The sequence below is a fragment of the Corynebacterium sp. HMSC071F07 genome, assembly GCF_001810285.1.
Taxonomy (GTDB): Bacteria; Actinomycetota; Actinomycetes; order Mycobacteriales; family Mycobacteriaceae; genus Corynebacterium; species Corynebacterium simulans.
In genome coordinates, this window is the sequence record NZ_KV800713.1 from 6,702 (window position 1) to 23,763 (window position 17,062).

General features: G+C 58.0%; 17 protein-coding genes. 10 read left to right on the forward strand and 7 right to left on the reverse strand.

Annotated features, from left to right (window positions below):
* Positions 1-50: 50 nt before the first annotated feature.
* Positions 51-665 carry a resuscitation-promoting factor Rpf1 domain-containing protein gene (locus tag HMPREF2724_RS08340; RefSeq protein ID WP_070588196.1) on the reverse strand — a complete coding sequence of 205 codons (615 nt, stop codon included), beginning with the start codon at positions 663-665 and terminating at the stop codon, positions 51-53.
* Between the two features lie 373 nt (positions 666-1,038).
* On the opposite strand from HMPREF2724_RS08340, the gene HMPREF2724_RS08345 reads away from it, so the two are divergent.
* A complete protein-coding gene (locus tag HMPREF2724_RS08345) occupies positions 1,039-1,419 on the forward strand; it encodes a cold-shock protein (protein ID WP_061921135.1) in 381 nt (126 codons plus the stop codon).
* Positions 1,420-1,502: 83 nt separating this feature from the next.
* Here the strand turns inward: HMPREF2724_RS08345 and HMPREF2724_RS08350 are convergent, their stop codons facing one another.
* Together HMPREF2724_RS08350 and HMPREF2724_RS08355 are read right to left on the reverse strand one after the other, a co-directional pair.
* Positions 1,503-2,108 (reverse strand): DUF2771 domain-containing protein, encoded by a 606-nt coding sequence (locus tag HMPREF2724_RS08350; protein WP_062035626.1) that lies wholly within the window; start codon positions 2,106-2,108, stop codon positions 1,503-1,505.
* Positions 2,109-2,119: 11 nt separating this feature from the next.
* Positions 2,120-2,983 carry a glutaminyl-peptide cyclotransferase gene (locus HMPREF2724_RS08355; protein WP_082778564.1) on the reverse strand — a complete coding sequence of 288 codons (864 nt, stop codon included), beginning with the start codon at positions 2,981-2,983 and terminating at the stop codon, positions 2,120-2,122.
* 14 nt (positions 2,984-2,997) lie between these two features.
* On the opposite strand from HMPREF2724_RS08355, the gene HMPREF2724_RS08360 reads away from it, so the two are divergent.
* The 3 genes from HMPREF2724_RS08360 to HMPREF2724_RS08370 all read left to right on the forward strand — a co-directional run bounded on the left by HMPREF2724_RS08360 (position 2,998) and on the right by HMPREF2724_RS08370 (position 5,966).
* Positions 2,998-3,648: a DUF3027 domain-containing protein gene (locus HMPREF2724_RS08360; RefSeq protein WP_070497402.1), complete on the forward strand. Its 651-nt coding sequence runs from the start codon at positions 2,998-3,000 to the stop codon at positions 3,646-3,648.
* 96 nt (positions 3,649-3,744) lie between these two features.
* The gene (locus HMPREF2724_RS08365) at positions 3,745-5,148 is read left to right on the forward strand and encodes an NCS2 family permease (RefSeq protein WP_070588199.1); all 1,404 of its coding nucleotides are present in this window, start codon (positions 3,745-3,747) and stop codon (positions 5,146-5,148) included.
* Positions 5,149-5,153: 5 nt separating this feature from the next.
* Positions 5,154-5,966 carry a TrmH family RNA methyltransferase gene (locus HMPREF2724_RS08370; RefSeq protein ID WP_070518264.1) on the forward strand — a complete coding sequence of 271 codons (813 nt, stop codon included), beginning with the start codon at positions 5,154-5,156 and terminating at the stop codon, positions 5,964-5,966.
* On the opposite strand, the gene HMPREF2724_RS08375 is transcribed toward HMPREF2724_RS08370, so the two are convergent.
* The 3 genes from HMPREF2724_RS08375 to serC all read right to left on the reverse strand — a co-directional run bounded on the left by HMPREF2724_RS08375 (position 5,927) and on the right by serC (position 9,412).
* Positions 5,927-6,754, reverse strand: a complete 828-nt coding sequence (locus HMPREF2724_RS08375; RefSeq protein ID WP_070588202.1) for a DUF6928 family protein — start codon at positions 6,752-6,754, stop codon at positions 5,927-5,929. The genes HMPREF2724_RS08370 and HMPREF2724_RS08375 overlap by 40 nt on opposite strands.
* A gap of 48 nt (positions 6,755-6,802) precedes the next feature.
* Positions 6,803-8,071, reverse strand: a complete 1,269-nt coding sequence (gene sepH / locus HMPREF2724_RS08380) for a septation protein SepH (RefSeq protein ID WP_070588205.1) — start codon at positions 8,069-8,071, stop codon at positions 6,803-6,805.
* 210 nt (positions 8,072-8,281) lie between these two features.
* Complete coding sequence (gene serC / locus HMPREF2724_RS08385; RefSeq protein ID WP_070588208.1) at positions 8,282-9,412, reverse strand: phosphoserine transaminase; 1,131 nt, start codon at positions 9,410-9,412, stop codon at positions 8,282-8,284.
* Between the two features lie 154 nt (positions 9,413-9,566).
* On the opposite strand from serC, the gene HMPREF2724_RS08390 reads away from it, so the two are divergent.
* The 6 genes from HMPREF2724_RS08390 to HMPREF2724_RS08415 all read left to right on the forward strand — a co-directional run bounded on the left by HMPREF2724_RS08390 (position 9,567) and on the right by HMPREF2724_RS08415 (position 15,898).
* A complete protein-coding gene (locus tag HMPREF2724_RS08390) occupies positions 9,567-10,862 on the forward strand; it encodes a citrate synthase (protein WP_082778565.1) in 1,296 nt (431 codons plus the stop codon).
* A 213-nt stretch (positions 10,863-11,075) separates the two neighbouring features.
* On the forward strand, positions 11,076-11,432 hold the full coding sequence (locus HMPREF2724_RS08395) for an FKBP-type peptidyl-prolyl cis-trans isomerase (protein ID WP_061921152.1): 357 nt from the start codon (positions 11,076-11,078) through the stop codon (positions 11,430-11,432).
* A 128-nt stretch (positions 11,433-11,560) separates the two neighbouring features.
* Positions 11,561-12,403 carry an aldo/keto reductase gene (locus tag HMPREF2724_RS08400; RefSeq protein WP_061921154.1) on the forward strand — a complete coding sequence of 281 codons (843 nt, stop codon included), beginning with the start codon at positions 11,561-11,563 and terminating at the stop codon, positions 12,401-12,403.
* Positions 12,404-12,747: 344 nt separating this feature from the next.
* On the forward strand, positions 12,748-13,092 hold the full coding sequence (locus HMPREF2724_RS08405) for a DUF485 domain-containing protein (protein WP_061921157.1): 345 nt from the start codon (positions 12,748-12,750) through the stop codon (positions 13,090-13,092).
* Between the two features lie 3 nt (positions 13,093-13,095).
* A complete protein-coding gene (locus tag HMPREF2724_RS08410; RefSeq protein WP_070588211.1) occupies positions 13,096-14,748 on the forward strand; it encodes a solute symporter family protein in 1,653 nt (550 codons plus the stop codon).
* Between the two features lie 31 nt (positions 14,749-14,779).
* On the forward strand, positions 14,780-15,898 hold the full coding sequence (locus HMPREF2724_RS08415; RefSeq protein ID WP_246818236.1) for a hypothetical protein: 1,119 nt from the start codon (positions 14,780-14,782) through the stop codon (positions 15,896-15,898).
* On the opposite strand, the gene HMPREF2724_RS08420 is transcribed toward HMPREF2724_RS08415, so the two are convergent.
* Entirely contained in the window at positions 15,876-16,877 is a 1,002-nt protein-coding gene (locus tag HMPREF2724_RS08420; RefSeq protein ID WP_070588218.1) for a DUF1906 domain-containing protein, read from the reverse strand. The genes HMPREF2724_RS08415 and HMPREF2724_RS08420 overlap by 23 nt on opposite strands.
* Positions 16,878-17,062: the final 185 nt, after the last annotated feature.

The window sequence follows — 17,062 nt, forward strand, 5'->3', positions numbered from 1 at the left end:
AGGGCTGGGAGCTTTAAACGCGAATCTGCGCAGCTTTAGTTTGAAAAGCCTTAGAGGTTTTCGATGAGCTGAGCGATCGGATCGATGAACTGGCGGTTCGCGGAGTAGAACGCGTTGAAGTTGTGGCGGTTTGCCTTGTACTGGTTTGCAAACTCAGCCGGGATAGCCAGCCCGTACTTAGCTGCGGTGTCCTCGACCATCTTGTAGAGAGCGTCAACAGCCAGCTCGTCGGAAGGCTGCGCAGCTGCCTGCTGAACCGGAGCCGGTGCTGGAGCCGGTGCCGGAGCGGCGTCACGCGGGGTTGGTGCGGAGTTCAGGCCCAAGGAAGCGGAGCAAGCAGGCCATGCGCCCCAGCCCTGGGAAGCCAGGATCTTTTCAGCGACAGCGATCTGCTGCTCACGAGTTGCCTGGTTTGCGGTCGGTGCATACTGACCGCCACCGAATGCGGACCAGGTCTGGCCGGAGAACTGCAGACCGCCGTAGTAGCCGTTGCCGGTGTTGATTGCCCAGTTTCCGCCGGACTCACACTGCGCGAGGCGGTCCCAGTCGGAATCCGGAGCAGCGGATGCGGTCGGTGCCATGATGGCTGCAGCGGCGCCGACGGCGACGGTGGAAGCTGCGAACTTGGTAGCGAACGAGTTGTTCTTAGCGGAGTGGCGTCCCATTAAAAGTATTCCTCTTCTCTAGATTTCTCGCGCCCACGTTGTGCTCAGTCCGGCAAAAGTAATTGCTTTAAAGTTGTCTTGCACAAATATCGGCCGCCACGGGGAAGCCCGGACTGCGTGTGGGGGCGAGACTTCCTCGCTGGCGGCCAAGTGCCTGTCCCAAACAGTAACGGTTTATAACGAAATAGTCACGTAACTGACTCGGCATGGCGTCTTTCCTCTGGGAACTCATTGCATTTTCGCAGGTCGTTCCGAAAACGTGAATTAGATCACCCCTGTAACGTGTGTTGTTTATGTGACAGCAACTTCAATTGCTGTGTTATAGGAGTTAGAATAATTCTCTTTATTCCCGAGTAAGAAAGCGAGTAGGGGCGTGCCAATCGGCAAAGTTAAGTGGTTTGATGCTGACAAGGGTTTCGGCTTTGTGAGCAACCCCGGCGATGAGGATGTCTACGTCGGCCGCAACGTGCTGCCCGAGGGCGTCGACGAGCTGGTCCAAGGCCAGCGGATCGACTTTGATTTCGCGGCAGGCCGCCGCGGTCCACAGGCACTGCGTGTCAAGGTTTTGGACAAGCCGCGCCGCCGCACTCCTTCCCGTAAGCCGGACGAGCTGTCGAGCATGCTCTCCGATGTAATGACGCTGCTGGAAACCCAGGTGCAGCCGGTGCTGGCGCAGGGGCGCTACCCAGAGCGCAAGACTGGCCGTCAGGTCGCTGAAATCCTGCGTGCCATCGCCAAGGATTTGGATAGCTAAAAATCAAGCAAAAGCGCGAGCCCAACTTCGTCTCCCCTTGTGGGAATCTAGAAGTTGGGCTCGCGCTTTTTCGCAGGCTGCGTTTATTTGGAAGCAGCCTTGCTCGGCTCGGTGGGCTTATCAGGTGCAGCGGTCTTTGTGGCCTCGGCAAGCTCCTTGTCAGACATCGTGGAAAGGGACCACACGGTGCTAAACGGCGCCTCCTCGCCCTTGCCATCGGTGCCAATCATCAGCGAGGAAATCTCGACCACCATCAGGCGCGGTCGCTTTCCTGTAGAGGCCTTGATGGGGTCAACAGAACCCGGAACGTCCACGGTGGAAGAATCGCCGGCGCCGTGAATCTGCTCGTCGTTAGCCGCCGGGTCATCGTAGATGGAAAGGATGCGCCACTCGTGGTTGGAGATCTCTTCTGGGATCTCTAGATGCAAAGTGTCATCCTTGCCGACGGTGAGGTTTGGAGCCTCGCCCTCAGGGCATTCGGTGCCCAGCTCGCAGACCATATAAGGCGCAACGTCGAGACTCTTCTCACCCACGCTGGCCTTGACGGTGATGTCCTGCGGCTCAGGACCTGGGCGGCTATTCCACCAATTCTGGAATAAGACCACGGAGACCACAATGACTGCCACGGCGATAATCAGCGCCAAAAGCTGCAGCAGCGACTTCTTCCTTGCTTCCTTACGCGTTGCCATGGCAAAGAATCCTACTCGAAGGTCACGCGATACAAATCAACCCACCGCTTACCAGTAATCCAGAATTCTTCCGTTCCTGGAATATGGGCGATGCCATTGAGTACATCGTTTTGGGTTTGCGGCCCAGATTTATTCAGTCCCGCAGCATCAATAACCGCGGTGACCTCGCCGCTTGTGGGATCAATGCGCAAAATATCCTCGCTCATCCACACATTCGCAAAGACCTGGCCGTCCACGCATTCCAACTCATTAATCTCTTCTACCGCCTGGCCCTCCAAGGTAACGGGGGTCCGTGGTGCAGTCTCTTCGAAAGTTTGGGCATCAAGATGTCGCAGCTCGTTGCTTCCATCAGACATGATGAGCTCAGATTTATCCTCGCCCGCGGCACACAATCCCCAGCCCTCGCCCTCATAGCGAGCGCGGCCGGTCTCTTCGAGGGTTACGGGATCCCGCTTGATGGCCTCGCCCGCCTTCCATGTCAACTGCCAAATCGCATCCTGGGTTTGTGTGATGCCCTCACCGAACAAAGAAGGAGGCAGTGACACTTCCTGCTCGGGTTCCTTCGCGCCGGGTTGCAGGCGCAGTAACCGGGATTGCCCGTATAGGCCAGTTCCCACCAACAGCTTGCCCGCGGGATCAACTTCGAGGCCCTGGGTAAAAGAATTGGGGAGCATGGCAGTGTGTTCCTTTATGGAAACGGATAGATGCTCAACTTCGCGTGGCACGTTTGTTCCTTCTTGAGCCGGCGAATCGCCCTCTGAACTGCTGCAACCGGCAAGCAGGCCGATTGCGCTAAGCGCGCTTAAAACGGCGGTGGAAGTCAAAGCGAGAGAAGATTTAGAAGAACCCATGGAAGTCATTGTGCACGATGTCATGGATAATGTAGTGCGTGACTAAGCAGAATGAGCCAACGAACCCACTTCTTAACAAGACCGCCGTGCGCATTGCTCGCGCTGCAGTGGAAGAAGTAGGAGAGGGCGGCGTCGGCAAGCACCGCGGAGTCGCAGGGCTAGGCCGAAACGTCGCAACCCATCGCTTTGAAGCAGATATGCCAGGCTACCCAGGCTGGGAATGGCAAGCGGTTGTGGCCTGCGCGGAGGGCTCGCGTTTTATCACCGTTAACGAGGTAGCGCTGGTGCCGGGGCAACAGGCACTGCAAGCCCCGGAGTGGGTGCCGTATAACGAGCGCGTGCGTCCGGGGGATTTGGGCCCGGGCGATTTGATGCCGCCTGCGCCTTACGACGAACGCTTGGAGGACGGCAAGCTTTCCGCAAAGGGTTTAGATGAGGCGAAAAAGAGGTGGCGCACTGGCTCCTTTGGCCCTAATACCGAGATGGCCGCGCAAGCGCCGCTGCAGTGTAAGACCTGTGCTTTCTATTTGGAGCTGATGGATAACTTTGGTGTGTGCGCTAACGAATTTTCGGCCGATGGCCGTGTAGTGCACGCAAGTTACGGATGCGGCGCGCATTCGGAGACAAAAATCCGGGAAGAAGGATCCGTGACCGAAACCGCTTTTGATGACGAAAAACCTATCTACTAGCGCTTTCGTGGTTTGCTTTCTGGAGTCGCAAATACTTTACTAAGGCCAGTAAAACTCAATCCTCCTGGCACTAGGTAAAGGGGCTGTCTCAAAGCGATGAACGCTGCTTTCGATCGTTATTTCAAAATCTCTGAACGCGGTTCCACAATCGGAACTGAGGTTCGCGCCGGCGTGGTCTCGTTCTTCGCGATGGCCTACATCATTCTTCTCAACCCGCTCATCCTCGGCACCTCGCCCGATGTTGCGGGCCATACCTTGGGCATTCCGCAGGTCGCCGCAGCTACCGCGTTAATCGCCGGCATCATGACCATTGCCTTCGGCGCGATTGCGCGCTATCCATTCGCCATGGCGGCGGGCCTGGGTATGAATACCTTTGTTGCCGTCACCATGGTCTCCACCAAAGGCTTGGAGTGGAAAGACGCCATGGGCCTGGTGGTACTCGAAGGCATCATCATTGTTTTGCTCGCCATCTCGGGCTTCCGTCAAGCGGTCTTCGATGCCATTCCGGCCTCGATGAAGGCTGCGATGGGTGTGGGCATCGGCATGTTCATCGCCATCATCGGCTTTGTCGATGGCGGTTTTGTAACGCGTGTCCCCGATGCAGCGCACACCACGGTTCCGGTGGGCCTTGGCATCAATGGCTCTATTTCCACCTGGCCGGCTTTCGTCTTCGTCCTAGGCCTTTTGCTTTGTTCCTTCATGGTTATCCGCAAGGTCCGCGGCGGCCTGTTCCTGGGCATCGTCATCACCACTGTCATCGCAATGATCCTGCAGGCCATCTTCGGCTCTGAGGACTGGGGTATGGCAACACCAGAGATTCCTGGTTCCTTGGGCGGCCTGCCGGATCTATCCATCGTGGGCGAGGTCAGCCTCGTGGGTGCTTTTACCAAGCTCGGCGTCGTGGCCACCGTACTTCTTATCTTCACCCTGCTGCTGACGAACTTCTTCGACGCCATGGGCACCATGAATGGCTTGGGCAAGCAGGCGGGTCTGGTCGATGAGAATGACAACCTGCCAGACATGCGCACCGCACTGGTGGTAGAAGGCGCCGGCGCCATTGCCGGCGGTCTGGGCTCGGTTTCCTCCAACACCGTCTTTGCGGATTCCGCAGCCGGCATTGGCGACGGCGCGAAGACCGGCCTGGCCAACATCACTACGGGTGTCATCTTCCTGCTCGCGATGTTTTTGACTCCGCTCTATGAGATCGTTCCTATCGAAGCGGCCGCTCCGGTTTTGGTCATCGTCGGCGTAATGATGGCAAGCCAGCTCAAGGACATCGAATGGACCAAGATGGAAGTTGCCATCCCGGCCTTCCTCACCATCGTGATCATGCCGTTTACCTACTCCATTGCAAACGGCATCGGCGTGGGCTTCATCGCCTTCGCCCTGATGTCTGCGTTTGCCGGTAAGGCAAAGCAGGTGCACTGGCTCATGTGGCTCATCGCCGCGCTCTTCGTGGTCTACTTCGGCATGGCTCCGCTGACCAACGCGCTAAGCTAGAGTGCATGCGTGAAGTAATTGCTGACCCTTTAGACCCTCGCCTTGATGACGTCCGTGACTTGAATAAGTCGGACAAGAAAGGCGAGGGGCTTGTCATTGCCGAAGGTCATCTGGTGGTCTCCCGCCTGGCTGACTCGCGTTTCCCGCTGCGCTGCGTCGTAGGTTTTGGCGCAAAGCTGGATGCCTACGTGGAAGAGTATGGGGATCCAGGTTGCCCGATGTACGAGGTCTCGCGAGAAACTCTCGCGGCCGTCGCCGGCTTTGATATGCACCGTGGGCTGGTGGCTGCCGCAGACCGCGCGCCAGAGCCGAGCTTGGATGAGATCTTGAAGACGGCAAGCACCGTGGTGGTGCTTGAGGGCGTGGGTGACCACGAAAATATCGGCGCCATCTTCCGCAACGCGGCGGGCATGGACGTTGACGCCGTGCTGTTGGGCTCGGGCGCAGCAGACCCGCTCTATCGTCGCTCGGTGCGCGTTTCCATGGGCCATGTGCTGCGTTTGCCTTTTGCCCATCTGAACGGCGGATACACTACGTGGCAGCGTTCCCTGCAGGCGCTTCGCGACGCCGACTTCCGCCTCGTTTCCTTGACCCCGCACCCAGAGGCTGTACACCTGGCAGACGCGCTCAGGGGCGCTTCTAAGGCTGCTCTGCTCGTGGGCGCAGAAGGCCCCGGCCTTACCGAACATGCGATGAAGGCCACCGATGTGCGCGCACGCATACCGATGGCCCCAGGTACAGATTCGCTCAACGTGGCTACCTCAGCGGCCATCGCTTTTTATGAGCGCCAGCGCTCCCGAATTGACTTCGAGGTCTGACGCACGTAGCTGCTGATTAGCCCGCCGAGGCGTTTGGCGGTTTCGAGGATTTCCTCGCCAGTGGACTCTGGTTCTTGGTCGTGGGCCTCGTAATCGTCGTAGTCGTTGAAGCCGAGCTTGGACACGGAAGCAGAGGCGATGGTGCCGAGGCTGCGCTCCGGCTTCTTTGGCGCGACCTTGGGCTCGGGCCGTCCGTCGGTGGCATAACCCACGACGTCGAGGTCGGGGCCTTGGTCATTTACTTCCACGCCGAGCCAATAAGACTGCGCTGCTTCGGTGATGCCCTGTGGTTCGAAAGGCAGAGAGATACCGCCGACCGGTTCGTATTTTTCGCCGGCCCAGAACGGCGCCTCAAAGGGCTCTGGTAGGCCGGAGTCTTCCTGCAGGTTAAAGCGCGTACCGCACAGGCAGCGCTTGAGCTCACCGGCCGTCCAGTGCGCAAAACCGGCATAGCCGGTGCTTTCCTGCGAGACGAAGGCATAGATTTCGAGCGCGGGAACCGCCTTCAAGAGTTGCTCTGGAAGGCGCGAGAGCACCATGGATTCTTCCTCGATGACCGTCTGAACCACGGTAACGCCAGGGTATCCGCCGATGTAGTACTCGCTATCGCCAGCCTGGGCAGAGCGATTGAGAGGAAATTGCCCGATGGGGGTTACGGGCAGGTTGGGATTGAGTTGTGCCAAGAATTTCCGGCCAAAGCCGCGATCGGCCTTTGGCTCCTCCCGCAGCACAGCAGCGGGATCTTCGACAGTGACGTACCAGAGAGTGAGAACAGGTTTAGGGTTCACGGTAAAAACTCGCTTAATTACTTTTCTTGGCTGTCAATCCACTCGCGTTCACTCGCGCGGACGCTTGGTGTTAGAGCGCACCCCGAGCAGGACATCTTCCCAGTGCGGGGTTGTAGCGCGGCGACGGCGGCTCTTTGGCTTTGGCTCCGGCGAAGGGTTCTGCAGGAACTCTTCATCGGTGCTTTCTGCCTTCGACTTATCCAACGCAGATTCGGTAGCTGTGGAGGCCTTTGAACCAGAAGCCTGAGTTTCAGCGGCGCCAGCAGGGCGGGCCGCGCCGGTAGCGCCGGAGTCTGCATCGGCGGAGTCCGCTTCGACATCAGCAGGTTGCGGATCCGGTACGACCGTCGGTGCAGTGAAGTCGGTGATATTGGTGACTGCGCTCGGCGTCTCGCCGTCTATGGCTTTGTCATAGCGCTCGCCGCGGCCGACGGAGGTCAGGGAACGCACTGGTTGTACGAAGTCAGGGTCGGTGAGATCGGCGGCAACGGAGTTACGGGCCTCCACGGTAGCCGGTGAGGACATGGACTGCTTAAAGGTCCACTCCGCCTCGTTCTCAGACAAGCCAGCCTTCCACGTGATGCGAAGGATCCACGGTTCGCCCTGATGGCGGTAGGCATCCCAGTTCGACTCCGAGAGGGAGTGGCCGCGTGCGGCAAAGGCCGTGGCGAGAATCTCCCAGAGAGTCAGCTTGGCCGGGCCGTCTTCGCGGATGGGGTGGGCCTGCTTGGCGACGTCGGCAATGCGGGCGCGCTCCAGCAGCACCGGGTGTGCGAAAGGCTCGATGCGGGATTCGGGGGCGCCAATTTCCTCGGCGATCTCTGCGGCAGATGCGCCAGCGCGGATGCGGGCCTGAATTTCCGCCGGGCGCAGGCTGATTGCGCGCGGGCGGGAGTCGCCGTTGTCACGCGTGCCAGAGCGCGGCTGCGAAATAGGCGCCGGAGTGGTTGTGGTCAGCTGTGGCGCAGCGGGCGCAGTGGAGTCAGAGGACTCAGCCGCGGTGGATGCCGCGTTGTCATCCTTCTTTGCTTCCGCGTCGCGCTGTTCGTTTTCGTCAGCGGAGGCTGTGCTTGCAGCCGAGTCTGCGTCGCTGGATGCTACAGAATTCACAGAATCTGCAGTATCCGTAGAGTCATCTGCTTCCGCCGCGAACGGGAGCTTGGAGACCTTGCCCCATGCGTCATCCTCTGACTTAGGTGCGCCTAGAATCTCGCGGAGATCGTCGGTGACGGCCAGGAAAAACTCTTCGCCTTCTTCGGTTTCCATGACCAAAGAAGTAGTGGTTGAGTCGCTTTTTGCGAGGAAGAGCTCGCGCATTGAGGGGCGCTCCTTTTGCTTGTCGACGGATTCGGACAACGGATTTGGATACTGACAGTTTATTTAAAACCGCATCTAGGCATTGCGACTAGTGCAATCGATCCACACCCCAACGGGGCGCGTGTGATGAAATCCACTTTAACCCAGAAAAGCCCCGCGCCTTATGAAGAACGCGGGGCATGTTGGCTGGAAAAGCCCTGTCAGTTGCTCTTAGCGCCTATCCAGAAGGTAGTCGATTGCTTGTGTGAGCTTGGCGACGTCGTCTGGCTCAATCGCGGGGAACATACCAATTCGCAGTTGGTTGCGCCCCAGCTTGCGATAAGGCTCGACATCCACGATGCCGTTCGCTCGCAAGGCCTTGGCTAAGGCCGTAGCATCCACGGTCTCGTCAAAATCGATGGTTGCCACGACTAACGAGCGGCCAGCGGGCTCGGCGACGAAAGGCTTGGCCTCTTTTCGCGATGCGGCCCAGTCATAAACAATGGTGGAGGAAGCGGTGGTGCGCGTAACCATACCGTCGAGCCCGCCGTTGTCGTTCATCCAGCGGACCTGATTTTCCAGCATCAGAAGAGTAGACACGGCTGGAGTGTTATAGGTCTGGTTCTTGCGCGAGTTATCCACGGCGGTCTGCAGGTTCAGGAAAGCCGGGATATAACGTTGTGCAGCATTAAGCTTTGCGATGCGTTCAATCGCAGCAGGGGAGACCGCCGCGAGCCAGAGCCCACCTTCGGATGCGAAGCACTTCTGCGGCGAGAAATAGTAGACGTCAGCCTCGGCCATCGTGACGGGCAATCCGCCAGCGCCCGACGTCGCATCGATGACAACGAGTTGCTCCGGATTATTTGGCTGTGGGCGCAGCACCTCAACCATCGCGCCCGTCGAGGTCTCATTGTGTGCCCACGCCACAACGTCAGCATCGCCGAAATCCACCGTGCGTGGGTCGGGAGCGGTGCCGGCGGGGAAGTCGTAAACGATGGGCGCTGTGAGCCACGGTGCACCAATACTTGCCTTGGCAAACTTCGAAGAGAACTCTCCGTAGGTCAAATGCGCGGACTTATTTTCGATGAGGCCGAACGTCGCGGCGTCCCAAAAAGCGGTGGCGCCGCCGGCCGAAAGAATAATCTCATAGCCGTCTGGAAGCTTGAATAGTTCTCGCAATCCCTCGCGAATCGAACCCACCACGTTTTTCACGGCGGGCTGGCGATGAGAAGTGCCGATGATGGATTTAGCCCCCGCAGTAATTGCCTCAATTTGGGCGGGTCGTACCTTGGAAGGGCCGCATCCGAAGCGACCGTCGATGGGGAGAAGATCTGCAGGTAAAGTCGGTTCTGTGTGGAGCATGAGGCACAGTCTAACCTAATTTCGGTCACCCTATTGGTAAACGTTAAAAGTTTAGGATGTTGGCAGCGTCACAAATTTTGATAAAGTGTGAAGAGATTTAAAACGTAATGCCGGTTTGGAGCCGGTGTTTTAAGTGTTGAGAAAGGATCAACAAGTGGCTTCTGAAGACAACAAGGTTGTTCTCCACTACCCAGGTGGCGAGTACGAGATGGATATCAAGCAGTCCACCGAAGGTGACTCTGGCTTTGATATTGGCAAGCTTCGCAATGAGACTGGCCTCGTAACCTTTGACCCCGGCTACGCCGCTACCGGCTCCACCGAGTCCAAGATCACCTTCATTAACGGTGAGGAAGGCATCCTGCGCCACCGCGGCTACGACATCGCGGATCTGGCAAACAACGCCACCTTCAACGAGGTTTCCTACCTCCTCATCAAGGGCGAGCTGCCAAACCAAGAGCAGCTGAGCGCTTTTAACGATGAAATTCGCCACCACACCCTGCTGGATGAGGACTTCAAGGCGCAGTTCAACATCTTCCCGCGCAATGCGCACCCGATGGCGGTTCTGGCATCCTCCGTTAACATTCTCTCCACCTACTATCAGGACCAGCTCAACCCGTTGGATGAGGAGCAGCTGGACAAGGCAACCGTCCGCCTGCTGGCTAAGGTTCCGATGCTGGCTGCATACGCTTACCGCGCGTCCCAGGGCAAGCCTTACATGTACCCGGACAACAACCTGAACGCACGCGAGAACTTCCTGCGCATGATGTTCGGTTACCCAACCGAGGAGTACAACGTCGACCCAGTCGTCGCAAAGGCTCTGGACAAGCTGCTCATCCTGCACGCAGACCACGAGCAGAACTGCTCCACCTCTACCGTCCGCATGATCGGTTCCGCACAGGCAAACCTCTTCGTTGCTATCGCCGGCGGTATCAACGCTCTGTCCGGCCCGCTACACGGTGGCGCAAACCAGGCCGTTCTCGAGATGCTCGATGAAATCCAGAAGAACAACGGCGGCGACGCAACTGACTTCATGAACCGCGTGAAGAACAAGGAAAAGGGCGTCCGTCTGATGGGCTTCGGCCACCGCGTGTACAAGAACTACGACCCACGCGCAGCCATCGTCAAGGAGACCGCACACGAGATCCTCGAGCACTTGGGCGGCGACCCAATGCTGGATCTGGCAATGGAGCTCGAGAAGATCGCTCTGGAGGACGAGTACTTCGTTTCCCGCAAGCTGTACCCGAACGTCGACTTCTACACCGGCCTTATCTACCGCGCCATGGGCTTCCCAACGGACTTCTTCACCGTCCTGTTTGCCATCGGCCGCCTTCCGGGTTGGATCGCTCAGTACCGCGAGCAGCTGGAGCTGAACACCAAGATCAACCGTCCGCGTCAGATCTACACCGGCGAGACCTTGCGCACCGTTTCCCCGCGCGCTGAGCGTGCATAATAGGCCCTTTGAATTGCAAGGCTTTAGTCACGAAATGATGACAAATCAAGTCATTGCGTAGGCCAAATAAAGCCGAGTCGCAGATGAACCCTTATACTGAGCACACTGCGATTCGGCTTTCGCCGTTCGTGCAGGCCTAGTTCTCGGCCTAAAAGCGAGACAACTAGGCGCCGAATCGATATCACAAACGTTTCCCAAGGAGGATTTTCCCCAATGGATAAGCCCGTAATTGAGGCTCATACTGAGCCGGCCCCGACTGAGCTAGTTATCGAGGACATCATCGTCGGCGACGGCGCAGAGGCACAGCCGGGTGGCTTTGTTGAGGTTCACTACGTGGGCGTCTCGTATGAGGACAACCAGGAATTCGACTCTTCCTGGGGTCGCGGACAGTCCATCGAGTTTCCGCTGACTGGCCTCATTGCAGGTTGGCAGGAAGGTATCCCGGGCATGAAGGTGGGCGGCCGTCGTAAGCTCATCATCCCTCCGGAGAAGGCATACGGCCCAGCTGGCGGAGCGCATCCACTTGCTGGACGCACCTTGGTCTTCGTTATCGACCTGCTGCGTGCGTAAATAACGTTTCTTTTGGCTCCACCTTTTGCCCCCGTATTGCTAGGGCAGAAGGTGGAGTTTCTTTTTGTGGGCACAAGAACTTGAATTTTTCGGCGTCACGCGTGGCGAAACTCGTGCACAATGGAACCATGAGTGTCCCATTTATCTCTTTTAATGATGATCGCGAGATGCCACAGCTTGGTCTGGGCACCTACAAGATGACGGGTCAGGAATGTATCACGGCAGTACGTGAAGCCATCGAGCTCGGCTACCGCCATTTCGATACTGCCACCTTGTATGAGAACGAGGCAGAGCTAGGCCAGGCCCTAAATGATGCGATGCGCGCCGGTGACGTCACCCGTGATGAGCTCTTCATCACCTCCAAGGTCTGGCATGACAGCCATGGGGCGAAGGGGGTAGACGCAGCATTTACTGAATCGCTGAAGAAGCTGCAGCTGGACTACCTAGACCTCTACCTGATCCACTGGCCGTGGCCACAGGCTGGACTCTATGTGGAGACCTTTGAGGAGATGGCTCGTCTGCAGGGCATGGGGCAGATCGCTTCCATCGGCGTGGCTAACTTCTACGAGGAAACGCTGCAGGAGATCATCGCGCGAACGGGTATCGTTCCAGTGTTGAACCAGGTGGAGCTGCATCCGGGGTTTACCCAGCCGGAGTTGCGAGAATTCCATGATGAACATGGCATTGTTACAGAGGCATGGTCGCCGCTGGCGAGGGGAGAGGTCCTTAACAATGCGGAGAGCAAGAATGTGGCGCAGCGCCTTGAGGCAACCCCGGGACAGGTAGCAATCGCCTATCTTCTAGCCAAGGGGATTTCCGTAATCCCGAAATCCACCAAGCGTGAGCGCCTCGAGGAGAACTTGGCGGCCGCTCAGCTGGAGCTTAGCCACGATGACATTGCGGCAATCGATGCCCTCGATAACGGCGCGGCCGGGCGCTTGTACAAGGACCCGCGTGAGTTTCCGGGCTGAACGTTAAAGCGGGCTTTCGGCCCTCAGAGAACGGCCTAGAGGCGGCAGGGAACGGCATTGTTTTCTGCCGCCTTTTCTTGGCCATGTGGACTTTCGCAATCTTTGCAAACTGGGGCGTTGAAAGAAATGGGGGTACTTTTCACGCTTTAAAAAGTGCAGTAAGCAATGGGGTTAGGGGGTAGCTAAGGCTTGCTAATCAAAAATCGATTGGCAAGCTTTACAACCTCGCAATGTGAATTGGGTAACTTACTCGTAAGGCGAAACGTGATTCATCACACTATCTCTATCTCGTGTGGTTCATTAATCACTTTCGTGTGGAATCTTGAGAACCCAAGGAGAGCGACATGACTAGCGCACCTACCTCGATGCTCGAGCGCCGCGAACCGACAGCGCAGGACTTCATCGAGATGCGCGATAGCCCGCAGTTTAAGCAGTTACGCGGTGCATATCGTAACTTCACTTTCCCGATGACCGTTGCCTTCTTCCTGTGGTACGTCATCTACGTGTTGGCTGCCGTCTTTGCGCCTGGATTCATGGGCACCGAAATTGGCGGTGGGTGGAACGTGGGGCTCGTATTCGGTATCGCCCAATTTGTCACCACGTTCGCGATTACGTGGATCTACGTCAAGTACGCCAACAAGAAAATTGAGCCGCGTTCAGTAGCTATTCGTGAGGCATTGGAGGGATAGATTATGCTGACTTTCAACCTAGCTGCTGAGGCGGCGCAAGAAGGCTCCGGAAACCCGGTGCTCAACATCGCCGTTTTTGGTGCGTTTCTTGTCATCACCATGTGGGTGGTTTTAAGGGCAGGAAAGACCACGAAGAAGGCCTCGGACTTCTACACCGGCGGTGGCACCTTCTCTGGCCGCCAGAATGGCTTGGCCATTTCCGGCGACTACCTTTCTGCCGCGTCCTTCCTCGGTATCGTCGGCGCGGTCGCTCTCAACGGATATGACGGATTCTTGTATTCTGTCGGCTTCTTCGTGGCCTGGCTGGTGGCACTCATGCTGGTCGCCGAGCCGATGCGTAACGTCGGTCGCTTCACCATGGCGGACGTATTGTCCTTCCGCTTGAAGCAGCGTCCAGTGCGCGTGGCGGCGTCCATCTCTACGCTTTTTGTCTCGCTTTTCTACCTGATTGCGCAGATGGCCGGCGCAGGCTCCCTGGTGTCGGTGCTTTTGGATATCCATGACTACACCTGGCAGGCGGTCGTGGTTGGCATCGTGGGTGTTTTGATGATCGTCTACGTTCTGGTGGGCGGTATGAAGGGCACTACTTACGTGCAGATGATCAAGGCAGTCCTCTTGGTCACCGGCGTCGTGGCGATGTGCATCATGACCTTCATTGCGGTGAAGGGCGGCTTTAGCACCTTGTTCTCCGACGCCGTCGATATGCATGCGGGCTCGGATTACCTCCAAGAGAAGGGCTACGAAGCTTCTCAAATCATGGAACCAGGCTTAAAGTATGGAAAGACTTTGACCACCAAGCTGGACTTCGTTTCCCTCGGTATCGCTCTGGTGCTCGGCGTTGGCGGCCTGCCGCACGTGCTCATGCGCTTCTACACGGTTCCGACTGCAACTGAGGCGCGCCGTTCCGTGACCTGGGCCATCGTCATCATCGGCGCTTTCTACCTGATGACCCTCATCCTGGGCTACGGTGCCGCGGCACTCGTAGGCCCGGACCGCATCCTGGCCGCGCCGGGCGGGGCCAATGCCGCAGCTCCGCTTCTGGCGCTAGAACTCGGCGGCTCGGTATTCATGGCTGTAATCTCGGCGGTTGCATTCGCCACGGTGCTGGCAGTAGTTGCAGGTCTGGCGATTACCGCGTCTGCATCCATCGCGCACGATATCTACCACGCGGTTATCCGTAAGGGAGAGTCCACCGAGGCGGAGCAGGTCCGTGTCTCGCAGGTTACGGTCGTAGTCCTCGGCATCGCCGCCATCATCCTGGGCATTCTGGCCATGACTCAAAACGTCGCGTTCTTGGTCTCTCTTGCCTTCGCCGTCGCGGCTTCTGCAAACCTTCCGACTATCTTGTACTCGCTTTACTGGCGTCGCTTCAACACGGCCGGTGCGGTGGCGTCCATGTACACCGGCGTCATCTCCTGCCTGCTGCTCATCTTCTTCTCCCCGGCAGTATCCGGTTCTGAGACCTCGATGTTCCCGAACGCGGATTGGGCGCTGTTCCCACTGTCGAATCCGGGCCTGGTTTCCATTCCGCTGGCATTCATCGCAGGCTGGTTGGTTTCCATCCTGACCCCGCCGGATGACTTTGAGGATCTGTCCGCAGAGATGGAGGTACGGTCTCTGACCGGCGTTGGCGTGGAGGCCCCAGTCAACCACTAAACCTGGCAGAGTTCTGAGTATTATCTAATGCGTGCTCGATTCTTTGTCTAAAACGAAGGCGGTGCCGATGAAGGTCGGTACCGCCCTCGCCGCGTTTTCACTCGCCGGCGGCCTACTGTGCGCATGTACACCGTCGCAGCAGCACGATAGTAAGGCCGCCTCGGCGTCGGCAAGCAATGCGTCTGCGTCCGACCTTCGGCATGAGCTGGGGGAGCCTGCGCTTTCCGACGTCCCCGATGACGTCAGTCAGTTCCTCGCGGGTAATGAAGACCAGCAGCTGAGCTACTACCGCATCGGTGATGGAATGCGTATGGCAACGGCAAATGAGCATGAGCCGCGCCCGGCATTGAGCCTTATCAAGCTGTATATCGCGACCTACGTGCTAGAAAAGGGAAGCTTCGAGGATAAATACGAAGCCTTAGATATGATCGCCAGCTCCTCAGATGCAAGCGCAGAAGATCTCTTTGAGAAGTACCCGAATTCCATTGACTCCGTGGCAAAGGAATATGGATTGCAGGCCACGAAGGCCGGTGATCAATGGGGCACCTCGGTGACCTCCATGTATGACGTGGTGCGCTTCGTGGTGCAGCTGAAGGAAGATAACCCCCCCCCCCCGGTCCTGGTGGCGATGGCCCACGCCGATCCCATCTCGGAAGACGGATACGAGCAGGACTACGGCACGGCGAAACTGCAAAATGTAGTGGGCACCAAGTGGGGCTGGTCAAATGACAAGACCTTGCACTCTTCGGTTTCCTTTGGCAAGAACTTCGTTGTTGCAGCTACCACCTATGGCAGCGCCGATGATCTCACGGACTTTGTAAAAGACGAGGTAACGGGCAGCAACCTGCGTAAGGGCACTGACCGCTACCAAAAGGCGCTCAACGGTGAGAGCGTTGCTCCTGTAAGTCCTTCGAAGCCTTCTACGCCTGCCTCCAAGACGACCATCACCGTGACCTCGACTCTGCCGAAGTCCGAGAAGAAGGGCTCTGATGAGGACCAGAGCAAAGACGGTGGCAAGGCCAAGCGCGGGGATAAGAGCAAGGAGCCTACCGACGCCGGCAAAAAGAGCGAAAAAAAAAAAAAGGACAAAAAGAAAGAGCCGACCTCGTCGGCTCAATCTGAAAGCGCTACTTCAAAGCGTTCTGAATAGTAGAGGCTAGGTCGATGGCTCCCTTGATTTGGTCCTGGGAGACGGAAGAGCCGCCGTAGGAGATGCCGTTCTGGTTTACTTGCGGCAGGCGCATGCCTGGCACCGCGTGCTCTACCTGGGAGCTAAGCGCCCCCATCGCATCAGAAGACTGCGGGGAGATACCCGGGATGTTGCCCGGCTGTGCCGGTGCGGCCGGCTTCGGTGCGGAAGGCTTGGCTGGTGCAGCAGGTGCCTTCGGGGCCTTCTGGCCCGGCATCCACTGACCCCAGTCGCGGGCGTAGACCTCGTTGATGTCCACGGTCACGCCGTCGATGGTGCGCTGCATGTTGCCCGGCAGCTGGTGAATCGTGGTGCGCGGGTGGATCTTGCCGTTCGAACCCCAATCGTGCATCCAGAAGAAGGAGCCGATTCCATCGCGCACGCACCACTCGATCGTGTTGTAGTTGCCGTATACGCCGGTCTGGTAGCCCGCGGCCGAAAGCAGGCGGCTAAAGGTCTGTAGGTAAGGCTTGATCTGTTGGTCGTACTGGGCGCGGGTGGGGTTATCGTCAATCGCGATGTAAATCGGGCGATTGGTCGGTCCGCCTGCTGCCCTGTGCAGGGCAATAGCCTGCGGGGCGTGGATGGCTGCACCTGCGGCACCTTGCTTCCAATCGGCGGTTTCGGCACGGCCAAACTGGTAGATGGAGGCCGTCGCCAAGCCCTGCGCGGCGTTAGCCTTGGTTTCCTGCAAGGTGACGGGCTTGCCGGTCATCCAGGATTCGGCGCCGGGGCGACGCTTGGAAACATAACGGATGGCGCCGAGATGGCCCGCGCGCTTGATGCCTGCGGCGGAAGGAACACCGACGGCGAAGTCGATGATGGTGCCGCGCACCGGTCCAAGCGCCGCTGCATTCGGAACGGCAGAACCGATGGCGCCTGCGGTCAGGGCGAGAGCGCTGACCTTTAAGAGGCCGCGACGGGAGAAAGATGGTGACATGTTGAGCTCCTGCAGTAATCACATTTGTCACAGTAGTTAACAATTGCACCATAGCAGGAGGTCTTGGGGCATTCCCGGAGTGCAACCGCATGTCGCGCTTTTACTTCGGGAAACTATTTTGAGTCGTTCCTAAACGTCACTTGCGTGGAGTTCTCAACCGTGCGCGATACCGTGTCGATTTGGGG